Here is a 17,167-nt window from a genome sequence, read left to right on the forward strand (position 1 = left end):
CGTCAGGGAGCGACGGAGCTGCCGACGCCGCCGCTCGTCTCGCTGTCACCGATCGGGCGGATGCCCTGGGTGAGGGTGTCCATGAGGGAGAGCCGGGGCCCGTCGGGGCCGGCGTCGAAGGCGTACCGCACGACGACGACCACCGCGCCCGCCACCACCAGGGCGACGGTCCGGCCGCTTCCGCCACCGCTCCCCCGGCCGGGCACGGCGGGGGAAGCGGTCCGCGCGGGGCCGGGCCGGTGCGCCGCGGCAGTGTGCGGGCGGGCGTGGACGGTCCATGAAGTGCCGTCCCACCAGCGCTCGTTGCCGGGTGCGGCCGTGTCCGGATACCAGCCGGCGGAGTCGGACAGCTCATCGCCCCAGCCTGGTCAAGGGGCCGCGGCCCTCCTACAGGGGTGTGACGTACGCGCCGGAGATGCCGCCGTCGACGAGGAAGTCGGTGGCGTTGACGAACGAGGAGTCGTCGCTCGCCAGGAAGGCGACGGCGGCCGCGATCTCGGTCGCCTCGGCGAACCGGCCGAGCGGAATGTGCACCAGCCGGCGGGCCGCGCGCTCCGGGTCCTTGGCGAACAGTTCCCGGAGCAGCGGGGTGTTGACCGGCCCGGGGCACAGCGCGTTGACCCGGATGCCCTCGCGGGCGAACTGGACGCCCAGCTCACGGGACATCGCGAGCACCCCGCCCTTGGAGGCGGTGTACGAGATCTGGGAGGTCGCCGCGCCCATCCTGGCCACGAACGAGGCGGTGTTGATGATCGATCCCCGTCCCTGGCGCCGCATGTAGGGCAGGGCCGCCCTGCAGCACAGGTAGACGGAGGTGAGGTTGACGTCCTGGACGCGTTTCCAGGCCTCCAGGCCGGTGGTGAGGATGGAGTCGTCGTCGGGCGGCGAGATGCCGGCGTTGTTGAAGGCGATGTCGACGGAGCCGTAGGTGTCGTGCGCCGCCGCGAACAGCGCCTCGACCTGTCCGGGATCGGTCACGTCGACCTGTACGAAGGTGCCGCCGACCGCTTCGGCGGCCGCCTTGCCCGCGGTCTCGTCGATGTCGCCGCAGACCACGTGCGCGCCCTCGGAGACGAGCCGGTGGGCGGTGGCGAGACCGATGCCGCTGCCGGCGCCGGTGATGACGGCGGTGCGGCCGACGAGGCGGCGGCAGATCTGTGCGTTGTCCGTGGTCATACCGGTTCAGGCCTCCGTGCTGAGGAAGACGTTCTTGGTTTCGGTGAAGGCGGTGAGGGCGTCGGGTCCGAGTTCCCGGCCGAGGCCGGACTGCTTGTACCCGCCGAACGGGGTCCAGTAGCGGACCGCGGAGTGGGAGTTGACGGAGAGGTTCCCCGCCCGGACGGCCTGCGCGACGCGCAGCGCGCGCCCCACGTCGCGGGTCCACAGCGAGCCCGCGAGGCCGTAGCGCGTGGCGTTGGCGAGCCGGACGGCGTCCGGCTCGTCCTCGAAGGGCAGCACGACCGCGACCGGCCCGAACACCTCCTCCGTCGCGACGGGCGCGTCGGGCCGGGCGTCGGTGAGGACGGTCGGCGGGAACCAGAAGCCGGGGCCCTGGGGCGCGGTGCCCCGGATCGCGGCCGCGCCCTCGGGGACGTGCCCGCGTACCCGGTCGAGCTGAACGCGCGAGATGAGCGGGCCCATCTGCGTCTTCTCGTCGGACGGGTCGCCGACGACGACGGCGGCGACGGCCGGGGCGAGCAGTTCCAGGAAGCGGTCGTACACGGATCGCTGGACGAGGATCCGGGTGCGGGCGCAGCAGTCCTGGCCCGCGTTGTCCAGGAAGGACATGGGGGCGGCGGCCGCGGCGGCCTCGATGTCGGCGTCGGCGAAGACGATGTTGGGGCTCTTGCCGCCGAGTTCGAGGGTGAGCCGCTTCACGCGTTCGGCGCACTTGGCCATGATCTGCTTGCCGACCCGGGTGGAGCCGGTGAAGACGATCTTGGCGACGTCCGGGTGCTCGACCAGGGCGTTGCCCGCCTCGTCGCCCGCGCCCGGCAGCACCTGGAAGAGGTGTTCGGGCAGTCCGGCCTCCAGGGCCAGCCCGGCGAGCCGGAGGGCGGTCAGCGGGGTGGTCTCCGCGGGTTTGAGGACGACGGCGTTACCCGCCGCGAGGGCCGGGGCGAGCGCCCAGGCGGCGATCGGCATGGGGAAGTTCCAGGGGGCGATCACGCCGATGACGCCGAGGGGTTCGAGCAGGGTGAGGTCGATGCCGCCGGGTACGGGGATCTGCCGGCCGCTCAGCCGTTCCACTCCCCCGGCGGCGTAGTCGAGGAGGTCGCGGACGTTGCCCGCCTCCCAGCGGGCGTTGCCGAGGGTGTGGCCCGCCTCGCGCACTTCCAGCCGGGCCAGTTCCTCGGTGCGGCCGTCCACGGCGGCGGCGAACCGGCGCAGCAGCCGGGCCCGGTCGGCGGGGGCGAGCGCCGCCCAGGTCCGCTGGGCGGCGGCCGCCCGGGTGACGGCCGCGTCCACCTCGGCCGCAGTGGTGGCGGGCACGGTGGCGACGAGTTCTTCCGTCGCCGGGTTCAGTACGTGGTGCTCACGGGTCAAGGAAGTCCTCACAGACGTTCGAAGGAGCGCTTGATCTCCCAGTCGGTCACCGCCGCGTCGAAGGCTTCGAGTTCGACGCGTGCCATGTTGGCGTAGTGCGCGACGGCCTCGGCCCCGAAGGCCGCCTCCGCGATCTCGCTGTGCGCCCAGAGCCCGGCGGCCTCGCGCAGGGTGGTGGGGACGTGGTCGTACGTGGCGGTGTAGGCGTTTCCCGCGCAGGGCTCGGGCAGTTCGAGACCGTGCACGATGCCGTGGAGGCCGGCGGCGACGAGTGCGGCGACGGCGAGGTACGGGTTGACGTCACCGCCCGGGAGGCGGTTCTCGAAGCGCAGGGACCGGCCGTGGCCGACGACGCGGAGCGCGCAGGTGCGGTTGTCCTCGCCCCAGGCGACGGCGGTCGGGGCGAAGGAGCCGGGCTGGAAGCGCTTGTAGGAGTTGATGTTCGGGGCGTAGAGGAGCGAGAAGTCGCGCAGGGCCGCGAGCTGGCCGGCGAGGAAGTGCCGCATCACCGGGGACATGGCCCCGTCCTCGTCCGCCATGACGCTGCGTCCGGGGTCGCCGGTGGACCGGAGCGAGAGGTGGATGTGGCAGGAGTTGCCCTCGCGCTCGTTGAACTTGGCCATGAAGGTGAGCGAGACGCCTTCCTGCGCGGCGATCTCCTTGGCGCCCGTCTTGTAGACGGCGTGCTGGTCGCAGGTGACCAGGGCCTCGTCGTAGCGGAACACGATCTCGTGCTGGCCGGGGTTGCACTCGCCCTTGGCCGACTCGACGGTGAGGCCGGCGCCCGCCATCTCGTTGCGGATGCGGCGCAGCAGGGGTTCGACGCGGCCGGTGCCGAGGACGGAGTAGTCGACGTTGTACTGGTTGACCGGGGTGAGGTCGCGGTAGCCGCGGTCCCAGGCCTGTTCGTAGGTGTCCTTGAAGACGATGAATTCGAGCTCGGTGCCGACGTGGGCGGTGTAGCCGTGCTCGGCGAGGCGTTCCAGCTGGCGGCGCAGGATCTGGCGGGGCGCGGCGACGACGGGTGAGCCGTCGCTCCACGCGAGGTCGGCGGTGACCATCGCGGTGCTCTCGTTCCACGGCACCCTGCGCAGGGTGGCGAGGTCGGGGCGCATGGCGAAGTCGCCGTAGCCGCGGTCCCAGGAGGACATGGCGTAGCCGTCGACGGTGTTCATGTCGGTGTCGACCGCGAGGAGGTAGTTGCAGCCCTCGGTGCCGTGCGGCACGACCTCGTCGAGGAAGAAGCCGGCGGCGAAGCGTTTGCCCTGGAGCCGCCCCTGCATGTCGGGGAAGGCCAGGACCACGGTGTCGATCTCACCGCTGTCGACGAGGAGGCGCAGTTCCTCGATGGCGAGCGGGGCTGTTCGGTCGGACACGGACGGGTCCTCTCCTCGCGGGCCGGCGGATGATCCATATCTACGGGCCACTGATCCAAATCTATGGGCAGCGCAAGGGATTTGGATACGGTGCCGATGCGTTCCGCGTGCCGTGCGAGAGGGAGATCCGATGAACCGCCCGCTGATCGGGATCAGTACGTATCTGGAGGCCTCGGCGCGCTGGGGGGCCTGGGACCTGCCCGCGGCCCTGCTGCCGGCCGGCTACGGCCGGCTGGTCCGGGAGGCGGGCGGCCTGGCCGCGCTGCTGCCGCCGGACGGGCCGGAACTGGCCGCGTCGGTGGTGGCGCGGCTCGACGCGGTGGTGGTCGCGGGCGGGCCGGACGTCGACCCGGAGCAGTACGGGGCCGGGCGCGATCCGCGGACCGGGCCGCCCGCCCCGGAGCGCGACGCCTGGGAGAGCGCCCTGATCGGGGCCGCGCTCGAGTCGGGCACCCCGTTGCTCGGGATCTGCCGGGGGATGCAGCTGCTGAACGTGGTCCTGGGCGGCACGCTGACACAGCATCTGGACGGGCACGCGGGCCCCGGCGGGGCGGCGGGGGTGTTCGGGACGCACACGGTGACGCCGGTGCCGGGGACGCGGTACGCCTCCGTGGTACCCGGCGACTGCGACGTGCCCACCTACCACCACCAGGCCGCGGACCGGCTCGGCGCGGGTCTGGTGGCGTCGGCCCATGCGGCGGACGGCACGGTGGAGGCCGTCGAGCTGCCGGGGCCCGGCTGGGTGCTCGGGGTGCAGTGGCATCCGGAGGCGGGCGGCGACGTGCGGGTGATGGCGGCGCTGGTGGCGGCCGCGCGGCAAGGTCATGTCTGAGAAGTCCGGTCCGTCCCGCGTGGTCCGGGCGGCCGACGCTACTTCTCGGGCACTCCCCAGGCGGGCCGGTGGCCGAGCCTGCCCCGTAGCCAGTCCAGCGCGGCCGCGCCCTGGGCCGCCTGGAACGCCCGCAGCGTGGGCAGGCCCGGTGGGGCGGGGCGCAGCGAGTGCGACACGAAGTAGCCGGTCAGGGCGGTGAGTACGGCGGTGACTCCCGCCGGGTCGGCGTCCCGGCCGAGCGGATGCGCCGTGAAGACGGTCTCCGGGTCGGGGCCGCCCTGGGTCGCGACGCACGGCAGCATCGCCAGCAGGTCGAACCAGGGTGCGGCGCGCATCGCGTGCGGCCAGTCGACGAAGACGACCCGGTCCTCGGTCAGCAGGATGTTGTCGGCGCGCAGATCGGCGTGGACGAGGCTGTCGCCGGTGGCGGGCCCCACCCAGCCGGACTCCAGTTCCGCGAGTGCGCCGAGCCGGCGGGCCGCCCAGGGTTCGAGGCGGGCGTCGCCCCCTGCGGCGTGCAGGGTCCGCCAGCCGGTGAACATCGAGGCCTCGCGCCGGGCGATGGGGGGCGCGTCGGCCGTGGCCGGGGTGAGGAGGCGGCCGAGTGCGCCGACGGCGGCCAGGACGCGGTCCAGTTCGGCGGGGTCCCAGGGGACGCGGGGCTGACGGCCCTCGATGTCCTCCAGGACGAGCGCGACGCAGGTGCCGTCGTCGTACGAGCCGAGCAGCCGGGGTACGGGGGCGTGCGGCGGGAGGGCGGCGGTGTGGCGGGCCTCGGCGCGGTGCAGGTCCGGGCTGCCGGCGTTCACCTCGGCGCTCACCGCCTTGATGAAGGCCCGCCCGCCGTTCGCGAGCCGCACCCGTGCGGCGACACCGGGCGAGAAGCCGCCGCTCTGGCTGCGGGCCTCGACGACGGGTGAGCCGAGGATGTCCTCGACGGCGCGGCGCACGGCGGCGGGCAGGTCGGCCCACGCGTGGCGGACGCCTCGGGCGGGCGGTGCGGTCGTGGTCATCCGCCCATCCTTCCCGCTCGGCCGGAACGCGGGCCAGCCGTTTTACGAAGGCCATTTCATTTGGCGAGGGACAGCCGTTTCGCTAGGACAGCCGTTTTGCGGGGGACAGCCGTTTCGCGAGGGGCGGGGCCGTGCGTCGCTCCGTGGGGCCGCGCTCCGCGCTCAGTCGCCCGGCCGCCCTGACCGCGTCAGGGAGAGCAGGTCCCTGGCCGGGCCCGTCGGGCGGTGTCCCGACGGCCAGACCGCGCGCAGCTGGCGCCGCAGCCGGACTCCGGCGATCGGAATCTCGACCAGCCGCCGGGACGACAGCTCCTCGCCGAGGGCCAGTTCGCTCAGCACACACGGTCCCGCGCCGCTCTCCGCCGCCCCCTTGACCGCGGTGGTCGAGGAGAGTTCCAGGAGCGGCTGGGCCAGTCCGCCGTGGACGGCGAGGGCGGCGTCCAGGACCTGCCGGGTGCCGGAGCCGTGCTCGCGCAGGATCAGCGGGGTCCCGGCGAGTTCGCCCGGGGTCAGCGGGGTGCGGCGGCGGGCCCAGGCGTGGGACGGGGCGACGACGACGACCAGGCGGTCGTGGGCGATGACGGTCCCGTCGAGGCCCTCGGGCACCGACAGGCCCTCGACGAACCCCAGGTCCGCCTCGCCGGTCAGCAGCCGCCGGGCGACGGCCGACGAGTTGCCGGCGAGCAGGGAGACGGCGGTGTCCGGCCGTTCGGCCCGCAGGGCGATCAGCCAGCCCGGGAGCAGGTACTCGGCGATGGTCATGGAGGCGGCGACCCGCAGCCTGGAGTCGCGCCGGTCCCGCAGCGCCTGGGCGCCCGCGTCGAACGCCTCGGCCGCCTCGACGACCCGGCGTGCCCAGTCGGTGACGAGCGCGCCCGCGTCGGTGAGGCGGGAGCCGCGGGGCGAGCGGTCGAGCAGGGCGAGGCCGAGCTGCCGTTCCATCGACCGGACGCGGCTGCTGGCGGCGGGCTGGGAGATGCCTACGTCGCGTGCGGCCCGGCCGAGACTGCCGTGCCGGGCGACGGCGAGGAGCAGCTCCAGCGCGCCCAGATCGGGCACCCGGTGGGACAGAAGCGCAGGTACATCACTGGTCATAAGTCCACCTTATGACCTCATAGAGAGGGACTCCCTGGTGGGGGACGGCCCCGGAACCAAGAATCGTGGCATGGCCATCTTTCCGCAGACCCGCACCGCGTTCCCGCCCGCCCGCACGGCCCGGCGCCCGGCGCTGCGGTACTTCGGCCCCAACTGGTACGCGACCGTGATGGGTACCTCCATCGTCGCGAGCGCGGGCGCCGCCCTGCCCGTGCACGTCCCCGGTCTGCGGGCGGTCTGCGCGGTGGTGTGGGTGCTGGCCGCGCTCATGCTCGCCGCGGTGCTCACGGCGCGCGCCGGGCACTGGGCCTCGCACCGCGACCAGGCCCGCACCCATCTCCTGGACCCGGGCGTGGCCCCTTTCTACGGCTGTCTCTCGATGGCGCTGCTGGCCGTCGGGGGCGCCGGGATGGTGGTGGGCAAGGACGTGATCGGGCACCGGGCGGCGCTGGTACTGGATGTGGTGCTGTTCACCGCGGGCACCCTGACCGGGCTCTTCGTCGCGGTGGCGATCCCGTACCTGATGATGGTGCGCCACCGCCCGGAGCACGGGACCGCGTCCCCGGTGTGGCTGCTTCCCGTGGTCGCTCCCATGGTCTCCGCGGCTCTCGGTCCGCTGCTGGTGCCGGAGCTGCCGGCCGGGCAGTGGCGGGAGGCGCTGCTGCTGGCCTGCTACGCGATGTTCGGGCTGAGCCTGCTGGCGACGCTGGTGATGCTGCCGCTGATCTTCTCCCGGCTGGTCCACCAGGGTCCGCTGCCGCTCATGCTGACGCCCACGCTGTTCCTGGTGCTGGGCCCGCTGGGCCAGTCGACGACCGCGGTCAACGCGCTCGCCGATGTGGCGCCGGGTGCGATCGGGGCCCCGTACGCCTCCGCGTTCGGCGCCTTCGCCGTGCTGTACGGGGTGCCGGTCATGGGGTTCGCGCTGATGTGGCTGGCGCTGGCCGGTGCCATGGTGGTGCGGGCGCTGCGGGGCGGGATGACGTTCGGCATGACGTGGTGGGGCTTCACCTTCCCCGTCGGCACGTGTGTCACGGGCGCCGCGGGCCTGGCCCGGCACACCGGCCTGACGGCGTTCACCTGGCTGGCCGTCGCGCTCTACGTGCTGCTGGTGACGGCCTGGGCGGTGGCCGGTGTCCGTACGGTGCGCGGGCTGCTCAGCGGAGCGCTGCTCGCAGCGCCGCAGGGGCCCGCACCAGTGACGGCCCGTACCAGGTGAGGAACCGCCCGTCGACGAGCGCGGCGGGCAGCGCGGGAAAGGCCTCGGGCCCGTCGGCGGCGGTGAACCGGTAGGGCTCGTCGGGCAGCACGAGCAGGTCGGCGCCGGCGGCGTTCAGTTCGTCGAGCGGGACGCGGGGGTAGCGCTCGGCGTGGTCCGCGTAGACGTTGGTGACGCCGAGCCGGGCCAGCAGGTCGCCGGCGAAGGTGTCGCGGCCCAGGACCATCCAGGGCCTGCGCCAGACGGGGACGACCGCACGGCGCGGGGCGGAGGGCGGTGGCAGGGCCGCCCAGGCGGCTTCGGCCTCGTCCAGCCACCGGGGCCTCGGCAGTCCGCAGGCACCGGTCAGGAGCCGGTCCAGTTCCACGAACGCCTCTTCCAGGGTGCGGACGGTGGTGACGAGGACCTCGGTCCCGGCCTCCCGCAGCGCGGCGAGGTCGGGTTCCCGGTTCTCCTCCTCGTTGGCCACCACGAGGTCCGGGCGCAGGGCGAGGATCCCGGGCACGTCGGGGTTCTTGGTGCCCCCGACGCGGGCGGCGCGCAGCCCGGCGGGGTGGGTGCACCAGTCGGTGGCACCGACGAGCAGACCGGGCGCGGTCACGGCGACGGCCTCGGTGAGCGAGGGGACGAGGGACACGACGCGCACGGCGGCTCCTCCTCAGCGACGCGGGTCGAAGGTGGCGTCGATGTGCTCGGCGACCGCGACGAACAGCAGCCGGGTGCCGGGGACCGTGGCCCGCCAGCGGTGGCGCACCCCGCCCGAGAGGAACAGCGTGTCCCCGCGCTCCAGCCGGTAGGCCTGTCCCTCGGCCTCCACCTCGGCGGCGCCCTCCGCCACGTACATCACCTCGTCGTTGCGGTGCTGGAACTCGCGCCCCAGATCGAGCTCACCGGTGAATTCGAGGGCGCTGAGCTGATGGCGTCCGCGCACCACCCTGCGTGCCCCGTCCTCCTGGCCGCCGCGCACGACGTCGACGGCGCGCGCCGAGTCGGCGGCGGCCCGCAGGCGTGCGGGGGTGGTCTCCAGGGCGTCCGCGACCCGGTCCAGGGATCTGGCGCTGGGTCTGGCCCGTTCGTTCTCGATCTGGCTGAGGAACGGTACGGACAGGCCACTGCGCGTCGCGACCGCGGCCAGCGTGAGTCCCAGGGATCTGCGCTGTCTGCGGACCGCCGCGCCCACCCGGAGTGTTTCCTTGTCGTCCATGTCCGGCTCCCTCCCGACTCCCCATCCTTCCGGCTGCCAGCACCTTACGCACACGGTTACGCGAGGACGGCCGGTAATGAGGCGTCCGGACAGGCCGAAAGGGGTGGGCACCGCCACCGGCGGTGCCCACCCCTTCCTGTGCCGCACCCCCTGGCGGGGCCGCGACGGGGTTACTGCTGGGGAGCCATCTTGTCCGCGATGCCCGGGTTCTTCGCCATCCAGGCCTGCACGGCGTCTTCCTCGTGTCCCGTACCGAGCTTCTGGATCTCGTTCTCCAGGCCGGCGAGCTGGTCCTCGCTCAGCTTGAAGTCCTTGAACCACTTGGTCAGCTGCGGGTAGTTCTTCGGGAAGTCCTTCGAGCCGATGGTGTGCAGGCGGTCGCCCTCACCGAAGGCCTTCTTGGGGTCCTGGAGCTTCGTCATCTTGTACTCGTTGTAGGCCCAGTGCGGGGTCCACAGGAGTACGGCGACGGGCTCCTTCTTGGCGTACGCGCGCTTCAGCTCGGCGAGCATGCCGGGCGTCGAGGAGTCGACGACCTTGTACTCCTTGTCGAGGCCGTACTGCGGCAGCACGTTCTTCTTGAGGTTCTCCATCGTGGCCGTGCCCGGTTCGATGCCGATGATCCGGCCCTTGAACTGGGAACTCTTGCCCTTGAGGTCGGCCAGGGACTTCACGTCCTTGACGTAGTCCGGCACCGCGACCTCGATCGAGGTGGGGCCGTACCACGAGCCGATGTCCGTCAGCTTCGAGCCGTACTTGTCCCAGTAGTTCTTCTGGGTGTACGGCAGCCAGCCGTCGAACTGCACGTCGATCTGACCGCGGGACATCGCGGTGTACATCGGGCCGACCTCGAACTGCTTGAGGTTGATCTTGTAACCGCGGTCCTCCAGGACGGCCTTCCACAGGTACGTGGCGGCGATGTCCTCCTCCCACGGGAACCAGGCCATCTCGACGGCGCGCTCGCGCTCGTCCTTGCCGTCGGCACCCTTGGAGGTGGCGGCCTTGGCGACCGGGGCCGCCTTGTCGGCGAATTCCGGGTTGGCCTTGAGCCAGGTACGGACGGCCACCTGCTCCTTGCCGGATCCGCTCTTCTGGATCTGCGCCTCAAGACTGGTGAGCTGGTCCTCGGTCATCTTGAAGTTCTTCAGCCACTTGCCGACCTCGGGGTTCTCGTCGGAGAAGCCCTTGCGGGTCAGCGTGTGGATGCCGTCGCCCTTGCCCCAGAGGTTCTTGGGGTCCTTGAGCTTGGTCAGGTCGTACTGGTTGTACGCCCAGTGCGGCGACCAGAGCGGAACCACGATGGGCTCCTTCTTGGCGTACGCGCGCTTCAGCTCGGCCAGCATCGACGGCGTGGAGCCGTCGACGACCTTGTACTCCTTGTCCAGGCCGTAGCCCGGCAGGATCTTGTCCTTGAGCAGGCCCGTCTCACCGGCGCTCGGCTCGATGCCGACGATGCGGCCCTTGAAGTCGGACGCCTTGCCCTTGAGGTCGTCGAGCGAGTCGACGCCCTTCACGTACGAGGGGACGGCCAGCTCCAGAGAGGTGGGGCCGAACCAGGAGCCCATGTCCTCCAGGCGGTCCTTGTACTTCTTCCAGTACGCGGCGTGGGTGACCGGCAGCCAGGAGTCGGTCTCGAAGTCGATCTGGCCGTTGGCCATACCGGTGTAGAGCGCGCCGGCCTCGTACTGCTTGACGTCGACCTTGAAGCCGCGCTGTTCCAGCAGTTCCTTCCAGAGGAAGGTGGAGGCGATGCCCTCGTCCCACGGGATGTAGCCCATGCTGATCGTCTTGCCGGCCCCGATGTTCTTCGGGTCCTTGCTCGCGATGTCGTCCGAGTCCGAGGAGCCGAACACACTCATGCCGCCGGCCACGAGGGCGAGGGCGACGATGCCGGCCACGGCGACGAGGGGCTGCGGGCGGTAGTTCCACACCTTCAGTCCACCGGCCACGGACTGCGCCTTGGCGAGCGCGCGGCGGGCCAGCGGGGAGACCTCGCGGCCCAGGGCGCTGGTCATCCGGTCCAGGTACATCGCCAGGATGACGATGGAGATACCGGCCTCGAAGCCGAGGCCGACGTCGACGTTGCCGATGGCACGGTAGACGGAGCCGCCGAGGCCGCCGCCGCCGACCATGCCGGCGATGACCACCATGGACAGGCCCAGCATGATGACCTGGTTGATGCCCGCCATGATCGTGGGCAGCGCGAGCGGCAGCTGCACCCGCAGCAGGGTGTTGCGCGAGGTGGTGCCGAAGGCCTCTGCCGCCTCGACGAGTTCGGCGTCGACCTGGCGGATGCCGAGTTCGGTCATCCGGACGCCGGGGGGCAGCGCGAAGATGATGGTGGCGATGATGCCGGGGACCACGCCGACGCCGAAGAAGATGACGCCAGGGATCAGGTAGACCATGGCGGGCATGGTCTGCATGAAGTCGAGGACCGGCCGGGTCACCGCGCTGACGGCCTTGGACCGGGACGCCCAGATACCGAGCGGCACGGCCAGCACCAGCGTCACGATGGTGGCGACGAGTACCAGGGTGAGCGTGTCCATCGCTTCGTCCCACAACTCGACCGAGTCGATGACGGCGAAGCCGACGAACGCGAGCACACCGGCGAGCAGGCCGCGCAGCCACCAGGCGATGACGGCGACGATGCCCGCGAAGAGCAGGGGGGCGGGGGCGGAGAGTACGGCGGCTATGCCGTCGAACATCCCGCTGACGATGGAGCTGATGGCGTCGAAGAGCCAGGCCAGATGGGTCTGGAGCCAGTCGACGGCGGAGTCGACCCAGTCGCCGAGGTGGAGCCTAAACACTGGCCACCTTCTTCAGCGCGGTCGCGGCGTCCTGGGGGGCCTCCGCGGGGGTCATCGGCTCACCGAGCACGGCGAGCAGCCGGGCCCGGGGCACGACGCCGATGAGCTTGCCCTTGTCGTCGGTCACGGCGACCGCGACACCGCTCTGCGAGCAGGGCGTGAACAGTTCGATGATCGGGGTGCCCTCCGTGACGGTGGCGGGGGCCTCCCGCAGGACGTCCTGCGGGGTACGGAGTTCCTTGCCGTCGTCCGTCCTGGTGCCCATGACGGTGTGCGGCTCGGCCATGATCGCGCCCGCGGTGAGCACCCGGGAGCGGTCCACGTCCTGGGTGAAGGAGGCGACGTAGTCGTTGGCCGGGGTGACGAGGATGTCCTCGGCGGTGCCGAGCTGGACGATCTCCCCGTCGCGCATCACGGCGATGCGGTCCCCGAGGCGCATGGCCTCGTTGAGGTCGTGGGTGATGAAGACGATGGTCTTCTTCAGCCGCTTCTGCAGTTCCAGGAGCTGGTCCTGCATGTCGCGGCGGATCAGCGGGTCCAGGGCACTGAAGGACTCGTCCATCAGGAGCAGGTCGGCGTCGGTGGCCAGTGCGCGGGCCAGGCCGACACGCTGCTGCATACCGCCGGACAGCTCGTCGGGCCAGGAGTTCTCCCAGCCCGCCAGGCCGGTCATCTCCAGGGCCTCCGCGGCGCGCCGGTTGCGCTCGTCGCGCGGCACGCCCTGTACCTCCAGGCCGTAGCCGGCGTTCTCCAGCACGCTCCGGTGGGGGAAGAGCGCGAAGTGCTGGAACACCATGCTGATCTTGGTGGACCGGACATGGCGGAGCTCGGCGGGAGTCAGGGCGGTCAGGTCCTGGTCGTCGAAGAGCACCTTCCCCGCGGTGGGCTCCAGCAGCCCGTTGAGCATCCGCAGCAACGTCGACTTGCCGGACCCGGACAGACCCATCACTACAAAGATCTGTCCCGGTTCAACGGTGAACGATGCGTCGATCACCGCTGCGGTCGTTCCCTCGGCGCGCAGGTCGTCGCGGCTGGAGCCGCTCTCGAGTTTCTGCACGGCTTGATCGGGTCGTCTGCCGAAGACCTTGTACAAGTGTTCGGCTTGCAGCCTTGACACATACACCTCACGCGTTGAACCGAAAACGGTCTGCCACCCCCTCCGGCAGACCGTGGAGCGCGCGGATTCGGTCCGCATGGCACGTGCACTAGTTGAAAATGCGACGTGGTCCGCTCCGATGCCGCGCCTGCCCCCGCTTACGCGGGGCAAACACAAGAGTGACCCAGCTCACACAAAAGTGGTCCGGGATCGGGAACCGCGCCCTCGGCGGCCACTGTCGGTGGGGTGCGGCATCATCAGGGGTGTGACGCGACGCCTGATGCTCCTCGACACCGCTTCCCTCTACTACCGCGCCTACTTCGGAGTCCCCGACTCGGTGCGCGCGCCGGACGGGACCCCGGTCAACGCCGTGCGCGGACTGCTCGACTTCATCGGCCGGCTCGTGCAGGACCACCGTCCTGACGACCTGGTCGCCTGCATGGACGCGGACTGGCGGCCGCACTGGCGGGTCGAGCTGATCCCCTCGTACAAGGCGCACCGGGTGGCGGTGGAGACCGCCGGGGGCCTGCCCGACGAGGAGGAGACGCCCGACACGCTGGCCCCGCAGGTGCCGATCATCGAGGACGTGCTCGACGCCCTGGGAATCGCGCGGGTCGGCGTCGCGGAGTACGAGGCGGACGACGTGATCGGCACGCTGGCCGGCCGCGCGACCGGCCCGGTGGACATCGTCACGGGCGACCGGGACCTCTACCAGCTGGTGGACGACGCCCGCGGGGTGCGGGTGCTCTACCCACTGAAGGGCGTCGGCTCGCTCCAGGTGACGGACGAGGCCTGGCTGCGCGAGAAGTACGGGGTGGACGGCTCCGGCTACGTCGATCTGGCGCTGCTGCGCGGCGACCCGAGCGACGGACTGCCCGGCGTGCCCGGCATCGGCGAGAAGACGGCGGCGAAGCTGCTGGACGCCTTCGGCGATCTGGCCGGAATCATGGCGGCGGTGGACGACCCGGCCGCGAAGCTGACGCCCTCGCAGCGCAAACGGCTCGACGAGGCCCGCGATTACGTGGCCGTCGCGCCGACGGTGGTCCGGGTCGCCGGTGACGTACCGCTGCCCGCCTTCGACCCCGCGCTCCCCGCGGAGCCGCGCGACCCGGCGGCGCTCGAAGCGCTTGCGGACCAGTGGGGGCTGGGCGGCGCCCTGCAGCGCCTCCTCTCCACACTTCGGACCTGAGGTGTTAGGTTAGGTAACCCTAAGACCACGTTCACGGTCAGTGGTCCGGGTATCCGAAACAGGGAGAGAACCTCGTGGCAGAACGACCGGCGCGGCAGGCCCCCACGGCGCAGGGTGCGCAGGTCCTGCGCACCGAGCAGATCACCCCGCACATGATCCGGGTGGTGCTCGGCGGTGACGGTCTCGCGGATTTCGCGCTCTCCGGCTACAGCGATCACTACATCAAGCTCTGCTTCGCCCCCGAGGGTGCCGAGTACGCGCACCCCTTCGACATGGCCCGCATCCGCGAGGAGTTCCCGCGCGAGCTGTGGCCCACCACCCGTACGTACACGGTGCGCTCCTGGGACCCGGCCACCCGGGAGATGGCCGTCGACTTCGTGGTGCACGGCGACGAGGGCCTCGCGGGCCCGTGGGCGGCCCGTGCCGCGGCCGGTGACCCGGTGACGTTCCTGGGCCCCGGCGGCGGCTACGGGCCGGACCCCTCGGCCGGCTGGCACCTCCTGGTGGGCGACGAGAGCGCGCTGCCGGCCATCGCCGCGGCGATGGAGCAGATGCCCGCGAACGCGGTGGTGCACGCCTTCGTCGAGGTCGCGGACGCCGCGGAGGAGCAGAAGATCACGACGCCGGACGGTGTCGGGGTGACCTGGCTGCACCGGGGCGACCGACCGGTCGGCGAGGCGCTCACCGCCGCCGTGAAGGAGCTGGAGTTCCCGGCGGGCGAGGTGCAGGCGTTCGTCCACGGCGAGGCCGGCTTCGTCAAGGACATCCGGCGCCACCTGCGGCTGGACCGCGGCATCCCGCTGCCCCAGCTGTCGATCTCCGGCTACTGGCGCCTGGGCCAGAACGACGACGCCTGGCGCTCGGTCAAGCGCGAGTGGAACGCCCAGGTGGAGCGCGAGCAGGAGAGCGCCGCGTAGGGCGCGTCCGCGCGGCGCGCATGGCTGTGCCCCGGTCCGTGGACCGGGGCACAGCCATATGCGCCAGAGAGGGTCCGGCCGGTCAGACCGACTTCTGGTACGAGCGGAAGGTCCGCGTCGACAGCCACACGGCGACCGCGGCGAGCACCAGCAGCGCTCCCCCGCGACTGAGCACCAGCCACCGGTCGGGCTCCGCGGTCAGCGCCGAACGTCCGGCCACCATCGCCCAGTTGACCGGGTTGAAGTCGGCGATGTGGCGCATCCACGACGGCATCTGGCTCGGGGCCATGAAGGACGAGGACAGGAAGGTCAGCGGCAGCAGCAGGAAGGTGTTGATGCCGATGATCGACTCCCGCCGGCGCACCAGCATGCCCAGGGCGTTGGAGAACGCGCCGAAGACCGTGCCGAGCAGGATCGAGGCGACGACCAGGATCAGCAGTCCACCGGCCCCGCCCGGGTAGGTGGCGCCCGCGGCCCGGCCGAGCAGCACGATGACCAGGGACTGCGCGGCCGTGCTGATGCCGTTCTGCACGACGTTGGCGTTCATCAGGGCACTGCGGCTGACCGGTGTCGTCAGGAAGCGGTTGAGCGTGCCGCGCTCGATCTCCTCCAGGGTGCCCATGCCGGCCCACATGCTCGATCCCAGCGCGCTCATCACGACGATGCCGGGGATCAGGTAGTCCAGATAGGACGTGGTGCCGAAGCCGCCCAGTTCGACGACCTTCTTGAAGAGGTTGCCGAACAGGAACAGCCAGATCACCGGCTGGATCAGCGAGATCACCAGGAAGACCGGCTGCCGGAGGATCGCCCTCAGCTGTCGCTGGGTCATGTACCAGGTCTGGGAGAGGGTCTGACCGCTCATCGGGGGCCTCCCGCGGCGCCCGGTACCTCGGTGGCCCGCGAACCCGCGGACTCCGCCTCGGAGAAGCGGCGGCCGACGTAGCGCAGATAGACGTCGTCGAGGGAGGGCCGGGCGACGGTGGCCGCGGCGACGGCCGAACCGGACCGCTCCAGGGCGCCCAGCAGTACCGGTACGGCCGCGGCCCCGTCCTCGGCGCGGACGCTGACCCGGCGGCCCTCGACCAGCACCTCGTACACGCCGGGCAGTCCGGTGAGTACGGCGTTGACGGCACCGCGGTCCACGTCGGCGCGCAGCTCCAGATGGACCGCGTCGCCGCGCAGTTCGCCCTTGAGCTCGTCGGGGGTGCCCTCGACGACGATCCGGCCGCGGTCGACGATCGCGATGCGTTCGGCGAGCCGGTCGGCCTCCTCCAGGTAGTGCGTGGTGAGCACGATGGTCAGGCCCTCCTCACCGGCCAGCCGGGAGATCTCCTCCCACATCGCGGTGCGGGCCTCGGGGTCGAGTCCGGTGGTCGGCTCGTCGAGGAAGAGCACCTCGGGGCGGTGGACCAGGCCGAGCGCCACGTCCAGTCGGCGCTGCATACCCCCGGAGTACCCCTTGACCTGGCGCTTCGCGGCGTCCTTGAGGCCGAAGCGGTCCAGCAGCCCGTCGGCGCGGTGCTGGATGGCGGCGCCCCGCATCCCGTACAGCCGGCCCTGGAGCAGCAGGTTCTCGCGGCCGGTGGCGACCGGGTCGGCGCCGGACTTCTGGGCGACCACACCGATGGACCGGCGGACCCGGTCCGGGTGGCGCAGGACGTCGTGCCCGGCGACCGACGCGGTGCCGGAGTCGGGGCGGGCGAGCGTGGTGAGGATCTTGACGGTGGTGGACTTCCCCGCGCCGTTGGGGCCGAGGAGCCCGAAGACGGTGCCGGGCGAGACGGTGAGGTCCATGCCGTTCAGCGCGGTGACATCACCTGGATAGGTCTTGATCAGCTGTCGCGCCGCTACCGCGGGCGCACGGGTGCTCAT

16 protein-coding genes and 1 pseudogene are annotated in these 17,167 nt (G+C 71.7%); 4 read left to right on the forward strand and 13 right to left on the reverse strand.

Annotated elements, in window-relative coordinates; all coding sequences use genetic code 11:
* Positions 1-2: 2 nt before the first annotated feature.
* The 5 genes and pseudogenes from ACIO3R_RS27590 to ACIO3R_RS27610 all read right to left on the reverse strand — a co-directional run bounded on the left by ACIO3R_RS27590 (position 3) and on the right by ACIO3R_RS27610 (position 3,923).
* Positions 3-206, reverse strand: a complete 204-nt coding sequence (locus ACIO3R_RS27590) for a hypothetical protein (protein ID WP_402109505.1) — start codon at positions 204-206, stop codon at positions 3-5.
* A gap of 78 nt (positions 207-284) precedes the next feature.
* A pseudogene (locus ACIO3R_RS27595) lies at positions 285-350 on the reverse strand (DUF2510 domain-containing protein); the annotation flags it as partial.
* A 37-nt stretch (positions 351-387) separates the two neighbouring features.
* Positions 388-1,176, reverse strand: coding sequence for a 3-oxoacyl-ACP reductase (locus tag ACIO3R_RS27600; RefSeq protein WP_385345297.1), 789 nt, complete (start codon positions 1,174-1,176; stop codon positions 388-390).
* A gap of 6 nt (positions 1,177-1,182) precedes the next feature.
* Entirely contained in the window at positions 1,183-2,547 is a 1,365-nt protein-coding gene (locus tag ACIO3R_RS27605; protein WP_385345299.1) for an aldehyde dehydrogenase family protein, read from the reverse strand.
* 8 nt (positions 2,548-2,555) lie between these two features.
* On the reverse strand, positions 2,556-3,923 hold the full coding sequence (locus ACIO3R_RS27610; protein ID WP_402109508.1) for a glutamine synthetase family protein: 1,368 nt from the start codon (positions 3,921-3,923) through the stop codon (positions 2,556-2,558).
* Positions 3,924-4,053: 130 nt separating this feature from the next.
* Here ACIO3R_RS27610 and ACIO3R_RS27615 point away from each other — a divergent pair, with 130 nt between their 5' ends.
* The gene (locus ACIO3R_RS27615) at positions 4,054-4,755 is read left to right on the forward strand and encodes a gamma-glutamyl-gamma-aminobutyrate hydrolase family protein (RefSeq protein ID WP_402109510.1); all 702 of its coding nucleotides are present in this window, start codon (positions 4,054-4,056) and stop codon (positions 4,753-4,755) included.
* Between the two features lie 38 nt (positions 4,756-4,793).
* Here ACIO3R_RS27615 and ACIO3R_RS27620 read toward each other — a convergent pair whose 3' ends face one another.
* On the reverse strand, positions 4,794-5,768 hold the full coding sequence (locus ACIO3R_RS27620) for an aminoglycoside phosphotransferase family protein (RefSeq protein ID WP_402109511.1): 975 nt from the start codon (positions 5,766-5,768) through the stop codon (positions 4,794-4,796).
* Positions 5,769-5,930: 162 nt separating this feature from the next.
* Positions 5,931-6,863: a LysR family transcriptional regulator gene (locus ACIO3R_RS27625; RefSeq protein WP_385345307.1), complete on the reverse strand. Its 933-nt coding sequence runs from the start codon at positions 6,861-6,863 to the stop codon at positions 5,931-5,933.
* A gap of 70 nt (positions 6,864-6,933) precedes the next feature.
* Here ACIO3R_RS27625 and ACIO3R_RS27630 point away from each other — a divergent pair, with 70 nt between their 5' ends.
* Complete coding sequence (locus ACIO3R_RS27630) at positions 6,934-8,082, forward strand: TDT family transporter (protein ID WP_402109514.1); 1,149 nt, start codon at positions 6,934-6,936, stop codon at positions 8,080-8,082.
* Here the strand turns inward: ACIO3R_RS27630 and ACIO3R_RS27635 are convergent.
* From ACIO3R_RS27635 to ACIO3R_RS27650, 4 genes are all read right to left on the reverse strand, one after another.
* Entirely contained in the window at positions 8,021-8,728 is a 708-nt protein-coding gene (locus ACIO3R_RS27635; RefSeq protein WP_402109517.1) for a helical backbone metal receptor, read from the reverse strand. The two genes, ACIO3R_RS27630 and ACIO3R_RS27635, sit on opposite strands and share 62 nt — an antisense overlap.
* Positions 8,729-8,740: 12 nt before the next feature.
* Complete coding sequence (locus ACIO3R_RS27640) at positions 8,741-9,286, reverse strand: helix-turn-helix domain-containing protein (protein ID WP_385036586.1); 546 nt, start codon at positions 9,284-9,286, stop codon at positions 8,741-8,743.
* Positions 9,287-9,456: 170 nt separating this feature from the next.
* Positions 9,457-12,093, reverse strand: coding sequence for an ABC transporter permease/substrate binding protein (locus tag ACIO3R_RS27645; protein ID WP_402109521.1), 2,637 nt, complete (start codon positions 12,091-12,093; stop codon positions 9,457-9,459).
* Positions 12,086-13,150: a glycine betaine/L-proline ABC transporter ATP-binding protein gene (locus ACIO3R_RS27650; RefSeq protein WP_385345313.1), complete on the reverse strand. Its 1,065-nt coding sequence runs from the start codon at positions 13,148-13,150 to the stop codon at positions 12,086-12,088. Before ACIO3R_RS27650 ends, ACIO3R_RS27645 begins: the two co-directional genes overlap by 8 nt.
* Positions 13,151-13,469: 319 nt before the next feature.
* On the opposite strand from ACIO3R_RS27650, the gene ACIO3R_RS27655 reads away from it, so the two are divergent.
* Both ACIO3R_RS27655 and ACIO3R_RS27660 read left to right on the forward strand, forming a co-directional pair.
* A complete protein-coding gene (locus ACIO3R_RS27655) occupies positions 13,470-14,378 on the forward strand; it encodes a 5'-3' exonuclease H3TH domain-containing protein (protein WP_385033662.1) in 909 nt (302 codons plus the stop codon).
* Positions 14,379-14,452: 74 nt separating this feature from the next.
* Complete coding sequence (locus ACIO3R_RS27660) at positions 14,453-15,295, forward strand: siderophore-interacting protein (RefSeq protein ID WP_385033590.1); 843 nt, start codon at positions 14,453-14,455, stop codon at positions 15,293-15,295.
* A gap of 82 nt (positions 15,296-15,377) precedes the next feature.
* Here the strand turns inward: ACIO3R_RS27660 and ACIO3R_RS27665 are convergent, their stop codons facing one another.
* Both ACIO3R_RS27665 and ACIO3R_RS27670 read right to left on the reverse strand, forming a co-directional pair.
* A complete protein-coding gene (locus ACIO3R_RS27665) occupies positions 15,378-16,157 on the reverse strand; it encodes an ABC transporter permease (RefSeq protein ID WP_385033593.1) in 780 nt (259 codons plus the stop codon).
* Positions 16,154-17,167, reverse strand: coding sequence for an ATP-binding cassette domain-containing protein (locus ACIO3R_RS27670; protein WP_402109526.1), 1,014 nt, complete (start codon positions 17,165-17,167; stop codon positions 16,154-16,156). The genes ACIO3R_RS27665 and ACIO3R_RS27670 overlap by 4 nt, the downstream gene beginning before the upstream one ends.

It is taken from the genome of Streptomyces sp. NPDC087428 (assembly GCF_044744085.1).
GTDB lineage: Bacteria > Actinomycetota > Actinomycetes > Streptomycetales > Streptomycetaceae > Streptomyces.

Coding starts and splice junctions, on each gene's coding strand:
- ACIO3R_RS27600 (WP_385345297.1), bottom strand. CDS start 1,176: ATGACCACGGACAACGCACAGATCTGCCGCCGCCTCGTCGGCCGCACC.
- ACIO3R_RS27615 (WP_402109510.1), top strand. CDS start 4,054: ATGAACCGCCCGCTGATCGGGATCAGTACGTATCTGGAGGCCTCGGCG.
- ACIO3R_RS27620 (WP_402109511.1), bottom strand. CDS start 5,768: ATGACCACGACCGCACCGCCCGCCCGAGGCGTCCGCCACGCGTGGGCC.
- ACIO3R_RS27625 (WP_385345307.1), bottom strand. CDS start 6,863: ATGACCAGTGATGTACCTGCGCTTCTGTCCCACCGGGTGCCCGATCTG.
- ACIO3R_RS27630 (WP_402109514.1), top strand. CDS start 6,934: ATGGCCATCTTTCCGCAGACCCGCACCGCGTTCCCGCCCGCCCGCACG.
- ACIO3R_RS27640 (WP_385036586.1), bottom strand. CDS start 9,286: ATGGACGACAAGGAAACACTCCGGGTGGGCGCGGCGGTCCGCAGACAG.
- ACIO3R_RS27655 (WP_385033662.1), top strand. CDS start 13,470: ATGCTCCTCGACACCGCTTCCCTCTACTACCGCGCCTACTTCGGAGTC.
- ACIO3R_RS27665 (WP_385033593.1), bottom strand. CDS start 16,157: ATGAGCGGTCAGACCCTCTCCCAGACCTGGTACATGACCCAGCGACAG.
- ACIO3R_RS27670 (WP_402109526.1), bottom strand. CDS start 17,167: ATGAGCACCCGTGCGCCCGCGGTAGCGGCGCGACAGCTGATCAAGACC.